General features: G+C 44.7%; 7 protein-coding genes and 1 pseudogene. 5 read left to right on the plus strand and 3 right to left on the minus strand.

Annotated elements, in window-relative coordinates; translation table 11 throughout:
- The first annotated feature begins 297 nt into the window (after positions 1–297).
- The 3 genes and pseudogenes from GTQ48_RS10620 (at position 298) to GTQ48_RS10630 (ending at position 2,889) form a co-directional block, all read left to right on the plus strand.
- Positions 298–741 carry a hypothetical protein gene (locus GTQ48_RS10620; RefSeq protein WP_163106682.1) on the plus strand — a complete coding sequence of 148 codons (444 nt, stop codon included), beginning with the start codon at positions 298–300 and terminating at the stop codon, positions 739–741.
- 214 nt (positions 742–955) lie between these two features.
- A pseudogene (locus tag GTQ48_RS10625) lies at positions 956–1,566 on the plus strand (tyrosine-type recombinase/integrase).
- A 162-nt stretch (positions 1,567–1,728) separates the two neighbouring features.
- Positions 1,729–2,889, plus strand: coding sequence for a PIN domain-containing protein (locus GTQ48_RS10630; RefSeq protein WP_163106683.1), 1,161 nt, complete (start codon positions 1,729–1,731; stop codon positions 2,887–2,889).
- Positions 2,890–3,300: 411 nt separating this feature from the next.
- On the opposite strand, the gene zapE is transcribed toward GTQ48_RS10630, so the two are convergent.
- Both zapE and GTQ48_RS10640 read right to left on the minus strand, forming a co-directional pair.
- The gene (gene zapE / locus GTQ48_RS10635; protein WP_239060081.1) at positions 3,301–4,782 is read right to left on the minus strand and encodes a cell division protein ZapE; all 1,482 of its coding nucleotides are present in this window, start codon (positions 4,780–4,782) and stop codon (positions 3,301–3,303) included.
- Positions 4,783–5,127: 345 nt separating this feature from the next.
- Positions 5,128–7,587, minus strand: coding sequence for a zinc-dependent metalloprotease (locus GTQ48_RS10640; RefSeq protein WP_163106684.1), 2,460 nt, complete (start codon positions 7,585–7,587; stop codon positions 5,128–5,130).
- A 199-nt stretch (positions 7,588–7,786) separates the two neighbouring features.
- On the opposite strand from GTQ48_RS10640, the gene GTQ48_RS10645 reads away from it, so the two are divergent.
- Together GTQ48_RS10645 and GTQ48_RS10650 are read left to right on the plus strand one after the other, a co-directional pair.
- Positions 7,787–9,004, plus strand: coding sequence for an aminotransferase class I/II-fold pyridoxal phosphate-dependent enzyme (locus GTQ48_RS10645; RefSeq protein WP_163106685.1), 1,218 nt, complete (start codon positions 7,787–7,789; stop codon positions 9,002–9,004).
- A gap of 145 nt (positions 9,005–9,149) precedes the next feature.
- Positions 9,150–10,325, plus strand: a complete 1,176-nt coding sequence (locus GTQ48_RS10650; RefSeq protein ID WP_163106686.1) for a saccharopine dehydrogenase family protein — start codon at positions 9,150–9,152, stop codon at positions 10,323–10,325.
- A gap of 266 nt (positions 10,326–10,591) precedes the next feature.
- Here GTQ48_RS10650 and GTQ48_RS10655 read toward each other — a convergent pair whose 3' ends face one another.
- Positions 10,592–12,148 (minus strand): BCCT family transporter, encoded by a 1,557-nt coding sequence (locus tag GTQ48_RS10655; RefSeq protein WP_163106687.1) that lies wholly within the window; start codon positions 12,146–12,148, stop codon positions 10,592–10,594.
- Between the last annotated feature and the right edge of the window lie 15 nt (positions 12,149–12,163).

A 12,163-nucleotide genomic window follows, 5' to 3' on the forward strand; every position in this document is an offset into this window, starting at 1 on the left:
CAACGACCTCAAGGTATTCGAGTATGTGATGACCTGCCTTGATGAACTCAGTCGGCCCGACGCCGATATCGAGCAACTACTACCATGGCAATTTGCTAAGCGCTAGGTGAGATTGCCGGACGGATACAGCGGACGTGTACATAAGCAGTTTATAAAGACAGTGACGAGCAATGAACGGAATTATACGACTTGTTGTGATAGGGTTTATTTACTAACAAAAACTAAGGGCTTCTACTAATAAATACTAATGAGAAAGAGCTGAAGCTTGAATTGCGCGAGATAAGCCAAAGTGGGCGAATGAAGCTATTAAAGATAGTGCTACTTAACATATCCTTGTGGACGGCAACGTTTGTCGGTTATGGCTATTTACCTGAGCTTTTTTCTCTTGATTCGAGAGCTTCCTCAAAAATTATCGCTCTTATTTGTATGATGCCTGTTTTTGCTTTGGTGTATTCAATATTTATAGGCGTAAAAGAGCAACGAATTCTTTACGCTGATAGTGATGGAATAAGGTATGGAAGTCATATATCAGGCTTTGTTTACAAGCCATGGAAAGATGTTATCCAGCTCCAATTAGGTAAAAGTCCGAAGTTGATCGCGAGAGGTGACGTAGGTAGTAAAAATGAGGTTGAAATACCTCTCCATGGGTTTGGAATGACAAAGGCTGACCGCGATTTATTGATGTTGATAGCTGAAACTCATTTATCTGTAAATTTGCCCGAAGCTTTTCAATCCCGATAAGCAGTTTTCTTTATTCTTCAGCTATTCAATTGCTTAGAATTAAAATTAGTTACTGAGTCGCTAGTAGCGATTATCAGATAGCCTGCCTTGGATGTTCCGTGTCTGACTAAGGTTAGCAGTAGGAAATCACATCAACGAGCGTCCGCTCCTTGTCTAAGTGCGCCAATCAACCTGACTGCCATACTTATGTTTCCTATTAAACAGGAGACAACTCATGGCAATTCAAATCCATACACCTTGGAACAAAGATCGCATTATCGGGCAGAAAAAGCCTCTCCAGATATCACATATATGGGGTATCCGAATTCGTTTAGAGCTTGAAGGGCGGACGCGTGATCTCGCACTATTCAATCTTGGTCTTGATAGCAAGCTGCGAGGTTGTGACCTCGTTAAACTCAAAGTCTCAGATGTCGTTTGCGGACGTTCAGTGCTAAGGCGCACGCATGTCGTTCAGCAAAAAACAGGTAGTCCTGTCCAATTTGAGATAACACCGAACACCGGAGAGACGATTTTGCTTGGGTAAAGAAAGCAGGATTAAAAGCATCTGACTATCTTTTTAAGTCTCGTATACATGGTGCTGAGCACATATCAACCAGACAATATAATCGCATTTTTCACGGATGGATCGAAAAACTTGGACTAGATACATCGCTCTACAGTACCCACTCAATGCGCAGAACTAAACCCTATCTGATTTATAAGAAGACTAAAAACCTTCGGGTAGTGCAACTCTTGCTTGGCCACAAGAAGTTAGAAAGCACTGTCCGTTACTTGGGCATCGAGGTAGACGACGCTCTAGAAATATCGGAATCTATTGAGGTTTAGGCTTTACGGGGCTGCATGTGCAGCCCCTCTGTACGTAAAGAGGGCACCAAACAAAAATCGTAATCTAAACATACGTACTCATTTTAAATAAAGAGTGTGATATCTTAATCTCATCCCTGTGACATTTAGGGAAGAATTCAAAATGTTTTTTTAGGAGTTATTATGGAAGATAACGCTGATTTACAAGTGTTGTTCAAAGGCTACTTTCGAGCCAACGCAGACGCAGTTGAAGCTATATGGCGAGACGGCAAGATTATTCCAGACGCAAATGTTTTGCTCAACCTTTATCGATATTCCGACGAGGCTCGTGATGCACTTCTTAATCTACTAGAAAATCATCGTTCACGAGTCTGGTTACCCCACCAAGCTGCTCAGGAATATTTTCAGAACCGACCCGCTGTAATTAACGAACAATCTAAAAACTATGATCTGACATTAAACGATATTAGCGATCTATATAACTCATTTAACCAGAAAAACCGTCACCCTTTCTTACCCTCAGGGTTATTGGCTGAGGTTGAAGAGTTGTTTCAAAAGCTGAACACGCACCTAGAAAATACCAAAGAATCACACTTAAAACGACTGAACGATGACGAGATACAAAGGAAAATAACTGAGATTATTGAACAAAGAGTCGGTCAACCCTTTCCTAGTGATGAATTGAATAAGCTTTTTGACGAGGGTAAGAATCGGTATCAAAGCAAAATTCCCCCCGGCTATGAAGATGCTCAAAAGAATGACAATGAGAAGGACTTGGTTGGTCAGCAACGTCGTTATGGCGATCTAATCATGTGGAAACAAATCATTGATTATGCGAAAGAAAATGAAACCCCTGTTATTCTTGTAACTGAAGATACTAAAGAGGATTGGTGGTTGAAATCAGCAGGAAGAATTTTATCTGCACGACCCGAATTGTTCAAAGAATTTTTTGAGGAAACGGGACAAGAAATACAGATTTATCGTATGGAAAGCTTTCTTCATAACGCGTCTAATTATTTATCTGAAAGTGTGAGTGAGGAAGTCATTGAAGAAATCAAGCTCATACAAAGCGAGCCAGCCTTTTATGAAGCGATTCAGCGCTCGCCTTCTTTTTATGATTTAGCAGAATATATTTCCACAAACTTTAAGAAAGGTGATCATCTACCGGGTGAAAGAATAATAGCTGATGCTATTAATTGGAACCGCTCTGGTGTCAGAGAAAACCTCGTGAGGCTAGACACGATGCGCTATGTGGAAATAGTGCACGGTAAGAAAACGAAATTAATTGAAAATTTGCCACCCGTATCACTAGATATGCGTGCCAAGCACAAAAAAAATGAGTAGGTTATACCCTACTTCACAAACTTTAAGACCCTATGGCGAAGGTCCGCTCTTTGTCTTCAGCAGACCTCCGCCTGCGCGGTGGTGACAATTTGGTAATCGCTCAAAAATGTCTGACGGCTTACATTTGCTAATGTCAGCTTGAGGTCGGCTGTCAACATTTAAAAAAAAGACAAAAAGTCCGACGAAGCAGATATTCGAACAAAAATAGATACAAATATTTGTCCTACATTTTACGTAGCATTGTGTAATCAATTAGGTTGTTGAACTTTTACATTACCTGAGCCAATTGAAAGCGTTCGTGGTCATAGCGATTCAGGGGCAAGAAGCCTAAAAGTTTTAGCAAATTAGGATAATGTCCCTGCAACTGATGTAAGGCACTTTTTAGTTGGTAGGGCACTTTAAAGCAAGTCGTTATTGCCGTCCCCATTCCTTTCCACCCATTTCTACCAACCGAGACGCGGCTCGTCGAAAGGAAAAGGCGAGATCATTGGCGGCCGATAATTGTGCCAGTGACACACCAATTAGACCCGTTGCCGACCACTCCACATGCTCCCCCTCTTTGTTGCGGATCATGGTCGTCGCAAAGGAACTCGAGTTTCCCCCCTTCTCACTGACAAACAGTTCTTCATCTCCATCTCTGCTTTCGACTTGCGCTTCAAAATCGACAAACAACTCATCGAGCGGGACTTGTGCCTCCAGCACCAAGCGAGTGCGAGATTCATAACACGCGTCAATGAGGGTCACGAACCGTCGCGCTTCGTTGAGGTGACTGGCGGTAAGTTGCGGTACGCAGTCCATGATGATGACCACAAATCGGTTACAGAGGGAAATATAATCGGCCGCGCCGAGCGGTTGGTAGCACAACTCGGAAAAGTTAAACCAGGCGCACCGATCATTTAATCGGGCGACCTGAACGGTGCGACCGAAGAGGACCTGAATGTCCTCGCCCTCCGTTGAGGATGCAGTGCCACCAAATATTTCTTCCAACTGCGCCTGCATGTTGTTTTTACTACTATTATCGCCATGAATATCCTTGTTTGACCAAAAATAAGATTGACCATCCGCTCGATTTTCGAGTCGATAATCCTTCTGGGAATCCTCCATGGAAATAATGTCGAATGTGTGTTTTAACATGTCTATAAATGGCAAAAAGAGGGATCGGTTAATGCCTCCCTCATACAGGGCATCGGGAGAGCGATTCGAGGTGGCCACCACCACGACATTGTAATCCAATAAGAATAAAAACAGTCGTTTCAAAATCATGGCATCAGCAACGTCTGTCACTTGAAATTCATCGAAACAGAGGAGTTGGGCTTCTTGTGCCAATTGTTGCGCGATGATGGGGATCGCATCACTCCTTGGATGCTTCTCTTTGTAGACAAAGATTCGATGATGGACGTCTAACATGAATTCATGGAAGTGGACGCGGCGTTTGGTAATTATTGCCTGTTTGTGGGTGTAGCTGTGGCTGTGGCTGTCATTATTACAGCAAGCATCATCAGAAACATTAACCGACGCGTAAAAGAGATCCATTAAAAAGCTTTTGCCAACCCCGACCGGTCCATGAATGTAAATGCCTCGCGGTGGTGGACCAAAAGACCACAAATGGAACTTCTTTTGAAGAAAGGACTGGGCGGATGCCAAGGGTCGCGCCAGTAACAATGGACCACTGCCTGCATAACTGCTCTCTGTCGAATAGTTGGTGCGCACGGGTACTGGTGGCAGCGAGGCAAGAGACTCATGCAGGGCATCCAATTTTGCCGCCAGAGCAACTTGCGCGTCATCTCGTTGCACCTCCCCCGCATCCACCTTGAGTTCATACGCCGCTGTCACGGGTCCTGTCGAGAAGCACCGCCGAGCGACGCGTTGTTGCGCTATAATGGTCTTCATCATCGTCTTCGTTTTCATCATGGAGCTGATGAGTTTATTAACATGATGAATGGTACGTTAGATCTCTGCAAAGGTATCAAGTAATTTGCTCACACACGCCGACCATCAAGTCGACAACCTGTTCAATACAAGGTTGTAAAAAAAGTGCGTTACCAACTGCTTTACTTTCACAAAATTCAAGTCACAAAATTCAAACCATAAAATGCAAAAAGCCAACTTATCAAAGCTGGCTTTAGGGGCGTACATTACAGTGTATGCTACGGTTTGCGCTAAGTTTGTGCTAAGACATCTGCAGAAGATAATTAACAGACTTAATAATCCTACTGCAGAGCCTTCACATAACTCTCTTTAAATTGGTGAGCCAGGTGGTAATGGCATCACGTCAAACGCCGCAGGCCATGTTCCACTGGCAAAGTAAGCATCAAAATATCCGTTTAATATTTCGTACTTATCGTCATCAGCTTCATCCTCTAACCACTCGTTAAACTCTAACAACGCTTCATCGGCCGCAAGTTTTACTTCAGGTGCCAATTTGTCGTTAGTCACAGCCTCCATGATGGCGTTAAGCGCGACTAACTGAAGGCGTTTTGCGATGGCACTGGTATCTTTATTCTTATACCAATGAACATTTAGAATTTGTTTTATTAGAAGATTAACGTCAACTTTTTTACGTCTGTCTTTAGAGCTTGTTACTTGCCACTGAAGGCGATTTAGGCGCTCGGGGTGTAACAATAGCGACAGTGAGAAGTTTGCCGCAGAGGCCGCAGCCGAGGCTGGGTCGAGCATTAATCCCATTTTACCCTTGAATTGTTCCCGAGTAATATCATCGCCGTAAGCTGTGGGAGGAATTAACGACAGCACACTTTCAGGCATGCTTAGGTAATCTGCCGTCGACGCTTTAATCAACTGCTGCATTGCACGCTGCTGCACCGCAGGTGCCACAAACTGTTGGCCTTGTGGGGTAACATAATCGCCCTTACGCTCGTATTCATAGTGCAAACCACCTACCTGTTTTACTACAGCTTCAAGCTGATAGCGATGAAGCAAGAAAATGGGTACTAAGCTGTCTTCTAGTGACGAAAGGCTGGCATTGGGCGCCAGCGTATTCATACCAAGATTGTTAAGCGCCACATCGCGTACTTTCGAAATTTCATCAAAGGCGTCGAGTGGATCTGAACCATTCTCCCACATATGTCCGTTTGCAGAGCCGTGTCTGGAACTTCTCGTATCTGAATCCGATTTAAAGGCAAGGCCGGCATTTCTTGCTTTAGTGATGACTTTCGCAAGAGCTTCCTTCTCTTCGTCTTCACTGGCAAATGTAGCGTAGCCATAGGTTACAGCGTGTTTGTCCCAGTCTCCTATTCCTTTGTCATACGCATTTTCTAAGCTTATCACCCCGTCTTTTAATGTAATTTGAGGGTGCGGATAATCCATCACCGAAGCACGATTGTTTTCACTGGCCGCAAAGTTGTGCGCAATGCCCAGCGTATGACCAACTTCATGGGCAGAAAGTTGCTTTATTCTGTCTAGCGCCATTTCTTGCTGCGCGCTAGTATCGGCTGTATTGCTGACACTGCCATCCGAAAATGGGCTGGTGAGGCCAAGGGCGATTAAATAGTCTTGGCGCACGCGTAATGAACCCAGCGTTACGTGACCTTTTATTATCTCTCCCGTTCTTGGGTCTACAACAGAAGAGCCGTAAGACCACCCTCTCGTTGCTCTGTGAACCCAGTTGATAACGTTGTAACGCACGTCCATAGGATCTGCGCCCTCGGGCAACACTTTCACTTGGAATGCGTCTTTAAACCCTGCCGCTTCAAACGCTTGGTTCCACCAGCTAGCGCCTTCTTTAAGCGACGACATTACTGGCTCAGGTATACCTGGGTCTAAATAATAAATAATAGGCTCTACCGCTTCGCTCATTGCAGCGTGAGGCGTCTTTTTCTCTAGCCGATGACGAGTAATAAAGCGCTGCTCTGTCGACTCAGTAATCGCCGTAGAATAGTCGTAATAATTGAATTTCCAGTAGCCTGAGTACGGATGATATACACGGGGTGTATAGCCCGCCTCTGGCAGCGCAACAAAGGAATGATGCAAGTGCACGCTTAAGCTTTCAGCGTCAGGCGTGACTTGCTGTACATAGCCACCTGGTTTGCTACCGCTAAACGTTACCAAGGCTTCAAGCTCAGTGTTTTTCTCAAATCCTTTGGTACGCGGAAGGTAAACACCACTTCGCATTTTGTCTACTTTATAGCTGCCTTGCTTACTGCGAGACATACGATTGCCAATGCCATGAACATCGCTTAATAGGTAATCGGTGTAGTCAACTAGGTTCGCACTGTCACTTTTTGCCACAATAGCAAAGCCTGCAATAACCGAGTCGGCAAAGGCTTCATCAATACTTTGCTTTTCTGCAACAGAGCCATGGCCGGCTCTAAACTTAGTATTGTGCTGTGTTAGCAATAGCTTATTGCCGAAACGCTCGAAAGAAATTAATCGAGTTCTACCAAGCTGCCCTCTATCCAGGCCAATATCGTTTGAGCCCACGCCGTATGGAAGGCTACTTTGAAACAGATACTGCTCATCAGATGCGGGTACTGCCAAAAACACCTTGTCGGCAGAGTCATCATAATACATGGGGATCAGGCCGTTTTTCTTCTTCATGCCATCAGTAAACTCACTGATGCTTGGCACTGCGGCTAAGGCAAGAGAAGATGACGTGATAAATAGCGCAAACAAAACGGTTATGAAAAGGCTGGTAGCACGTAGGTACTGTGTGTACCTACCAATCAAGGTAGAACGCTGCATTCGTTAATTCCTTCTGCGTACATGCGAAACAGTAAAGTATGAATTGTTTCAGTTAGCCTACCCCAAGTGACTGTATTTGCCTATGATTGCGTCGGTAAAAAATACATCAACAGAAAAAACTTGAATAGTTATCGTGAGTATTTCCTAATGTGTACTCGCTTACATTGTTTTCTATCTATCAATATTGAGGTTGGCTATTTTGAAGTTTTCGTCTCGCGCTACTGGTATCTCTGAGTTCTTGGCCATGGCCTATGGTGAAAAAGCATCGGCGCTTGTTAAAAGCGGCTTTGATGTTATTCGCCTGAATCTAGGAGAGCCTGACTTTGGTGCCCCAGACGCCGTAATAACAGCGATGAAAGACTCGTTAGACTCACCTGATTACCCTTACACATCAGCGCTGGGCACACCTGAACTTCGCGAGGCCATAGCAGGCTTTTACAAGCAAAAACACGATGTAAAAATTCCCTCATCACGCATTGTGGTTACCGCCGGAGCAAGTGCGGCGCTTTTGTTAGCCAGTGCTGCACTGGTAGAGCCTGGCGACAATGTGATTTTAGGCGACCCTTCATACCCGTGTAATCGCCGCTTTTTAAATGCCTTTGGTGCGGATGTCACTCTGGTTCCCACCTCTAGTGAGCATAACTTTCAGCTTACTGCTGACGAGGTTGAAAAGCACTGGAAGCCCAATACAAGAGGCGTACTCATTGCAACCCCAGCGAACCCAACGGGCACATGTATTGATACCGCTGAACTGTTGGCTATTGGTAAAATCTGTAAACAGCATGATGGCTTTTTAATTGTCGATGAAATTTATTTAGATTTGCTGTTAGACGCTTCTGTACAAAAAGATGCTGCGGCAAAAGATGAAACTGGGTCTGCGGCAACAACCGTTCTCGCGAATACGCTTTTACACGATAATATTATTGTGATTAATAGCTTTTCCAAATACTTCGGTATGACCGGCTGGCGTTTAGGCTGGTGCGTGGTGCCCGAGGAAATGGCAAGTGTTGTTGAGCGTTTAGCACAAAACCTCTTTATATGCCCTTCTACCCTTTCTCAAAAAGCAGCGCTTGCTTGCTTTACCCAGCAAGCTTTTAGCCAATGTGAAGAAAATAGGCAATTACTTATTAAACGGGCCACACTAGTATTTTCTGCATTGGAAAAAATGGGGCTACCTGTTGATGCAAAGCCCAACGGCGCTTTTTATGCGTATATCAATATTCAAAAAACCGGGCTTTCAGCCATTGAGTTTTGCGACACGTTATTGGATAAATACTATGTTGCCCTTACTCCAGGCAACGACTTTGGTGAACATAATGCTGACAATTACGTTCGTTTGTCATTTGCCACTAGTGAGAATGATTTACTAAAAGGACTGGAAAGACTATCTCAATTTGTGAATGAATTAGTAGGCTAACTGTTTCATGAATACACCAATATTATGCAAAAAAATAATAGCGAGCCCGCGAGATAGGTATATTTAGCTAATACAAGATTAGCTATCACTTGATTCGCTAACACAAAAAAAGCATATAAACGTAAATCAAAAACAGGATGCAAGTATGAGTATTGAACGAGATTTGGATGTGGTGATTTTCGGTGCCACTGGCTTCACAGGAAAATTAGTTGCAGAATACTTTCAATCGCAGTACGGCAACGACAGCAGCGTTAAATGGGCAATAGCAGGCCGTAACGAGCAAAAGCTTAACGATGTAAAACAAGAGCTAGGTATCAGTGACGCTGTTGAAATGATTGTTGCTGATGGCGATGACGACAGCGCGCTAGATACACTGACAAAACGAACTCATGTTGTACTGACTACCGTAGGGCCTTATCAAATTTACGGTGAAAAACTGCTTTCAGCTTGTGTTGACAACGGCACGGGGTATACCGATTTATGTGGTGAACCTGCGTGGATGCACCAGATGATCAATAAGTACAATGATAAAGCCAAAGAGACTGGTGCCAATATCGTCTTTTCGTGCGGCTTCGATTCTGTGCCTTTCGACTTAGGGGTGCACTATCTGCAACAACACGCAAAGAAACAAACCGGCGATGCCATTGAATATGTTAAAGGTCGCGTGCGTAAAATGCAGGGGACGTTTTCTGGCGGTACCGCAGCAAGCCTAAAAGCCACAATGGTAGCGGCGAAGAAAGACAAGTCGATAATGGCGGCATTAATTAATCCGTTTTCACTGGCGGATACAAACGTAGCGACAGAACAGCCAGATGGCAACAAACCCTATTTTGATGAGCAATTAGGAACATGGGTTGCCCCTTTCATTATGGCTGCCATTAATACTAAAAACGTGCATCGTGCTAATTACCTAAGTAACTATGCCTACGGTAAAGCATTCAAATATGATGAAATGCTGATGACCGGCCCTGGTGAAAAAGGTGAAGCCATGGCAAAACATGTGGCTAATGATAAGTCGTTAGCCAGTGATGATGGCCCTAAGCCCGGCGAAGGACCAAGTAAAGAAGAGCGCGAAAATGGGTTTTATGATGTCATGTTTGTTGGCAATGCGACAAATGGCGATATGCTGGCAGTATCAGTAAAAGGTGACAAAGACCCGGGCTACGGCTCTACCAGTAAAATGATTGCAGAATCTGCGCTGTGTCTTTGCAAAGACGTCAGTTTATCTGGCGGTTTTTACACGCCTGCATCTGCGCTAGGCGATAGATTAATTAGCAGATTAGAGGCCAATGCTGGCCTGACGTTTACCATAGAAAAATAAGCTTGAGAAAATAGGCTTGAGAAATTAAGCGTAAGAAAGTAAACCTGCAAATTTGGCGAACTGATTTTGTTATCCCAGAGCACACGCTGCTTTGAGAACCAGTTTTGACATTTAGGTGAATAATAACGAACCCGTGAAAAGGCACTTTCCTTTTCACGGGTTTATTTTTTGTCAATGCTGGGGGCAGTTATAACGTGGAGCTGTAACGTCGAGCTATAACGGTGCTTTTATAGCGAAGAATTCATACCGGAGAATTCCTACTAACTTCACCGAGCACCTGTCGCCTTAGCGTTGCCTTTGGTAATGACAATGCGCGGGGCATCCCATAAAGACGGTAATAAAATTAAGGACACGGGCACAGCACTCACCACAATAAATGCTTGCAGTTTATCTATACCGCCAGAGCCAATCATAATGAGAATGGCGGCCATAAGCCCCATTGCAATACCCCAAAACACTCTCACAAACGTTGCCGGTTGGTCGGAGTCTGACATAGACACTGATAACACGTACGTCATGGAGTCGCCTGTTGTGGCTACAAACGTCATGGTAAGCAATAGAAACAAGAATGAAACAATGGCGCCCATGGGCAGAGCCTGAGTGACCGCAAGCAGGGCCGCTGGTAAATTAAAGCCTTCAAACGCAGCTGAAATAGTCCCTGGGGCGCCAAGCTCTAGTGACAGCCCAGTTCCACCTACAATAGTAAACCAAAACATGGTGATTAGCGGCGCAATAATAGACAGCATAATGACAATTGCGCGAATAGAGCGGCCTTTGCTGATACGAGCTATAAAAATTGCCATCATAGGCCCGTAGCCAATAAACCATCCCCAAAAGAATACTGTCCACCAGCCTAACCAACCCGCCTCGCCAAACATACCCGCATTTCCCCGGTATAACGCCATTTGGAAAAAGTGCGTAATGTGTGTGCCCAACGCCTCAAAGAAATGGCTAATGACAAACATTGCACTGGTGGTCACCATTAAAAACGCCAGCAAGCAAACTGCGAGGATCATATTCAATCGGCTAAGCAGCTGAATACCTTTGGTCACCCCGGTGATGGCCGAGGCAACATATACAATGGTGAGTACGCTAATAACTGCCGTTTGAGTTGTGGCATTGTCGGCGATACCCAACAACGTATTGAGCCCGTAACTTACCTGTAAACCCAGAAATCCTATAGGCCCCACCGTGCCTGCAACAACTGCAATAATACATACCGCGTCGGTAATAGTACCAATAGGGCCTTGTATAGCGCGGCGCTTAAAAATAGGGTAAAGCAACGTTCGAGGCGCTAATGGCAAGCCCTTCTCGTAGTGATAATACATAAGCATTATCACCGTCAGGCTACCTAAAATAGCCCAGGCCAAAAAACCCCAGTGAAGATAAGATTGTGCGAGGGCGTACACCGTCGCCTCGCCAGTACCTGCTTCAACGTCACCAAATACCGGCGGCACACTTAAAAAATGTGCCATGGGCTCGCCAGCTGCCCAAAATACGCCACCGCCAGCGAGAAGCGTACACATGATCATTGAGCCCCATTGGAAGTTAGAGAACTCTGGTTTGTCTATATTCCCCATCACTGCCCTAGCGCCTGGCAAACATGCCATACCCAGGCTAATTAAAAATGTCGCCAATAACAGTACTTGCCAATACAAACCAAAATACCTTACCGACCAGGCGAAGCTGGTGTCTACCCAAGCAGCAAGCGCGTTCACATCAATTAACGCCATCAAGCAAAATACACTGATAAACCCAGCGGTAATGGCAAATAGCGGGGTGTTTATCTTACGTTCTGGGTTTGTGTCTTTTGTTGATATCATTTTGAAAGCAAAGGT

Source organism: Alteromonas genovensis (genome assembly GCF_010500895.1).
GTDB lineage: Bacteria > Pseudomonadota > Gammaproteobacteria > Enterobacterales > Alteromonadaceae > Alteromonas > Alteromonas genovensis.

Coding starts and splice junctions, on each gene's coding strand:
- GTQ48_RS10655 (WP_163106687.1), bottom strand. CDS start 12,148: ATGATATCAACAAAAGACACAAACCCAGAACGTAAGATAAACACCCCG.
- GTQ48_RS10640 (WP_163106684.1), bottom strand. CDS start 7,587: ATGCAGCGTTCTACCTTGATTGGTAGGTACACACAGTACCTACGTGCT.
- GTQ48_RS10630 (WP_163106683.1), top strand. CDS start 1,729: ATGGAAGATAACGCTGATTTACAAGTGTTGTTCAAAGGCTACTTTCGA.
- zapE (WP_239060081.1), bottom strand. CDS start 4,782: ATGATGAAGACCATTATAGCGCAACAACGCGTCGCTCGGCGGTGCTTC.
- GTQ48_RS10620 (WP_163106682.1), top strand. CDS start 298: ATGAAGCTATTAAAGATAGTGCTACTTAACATATCCTTGTGGACGGCA.
- GTQ48_RS10650 (WP_163106686.1), top strand. CDS start 9,150: ATGAGTATTGAACGAGATTTGGATGTGGTGATTTTCGGTGCCACTGGC.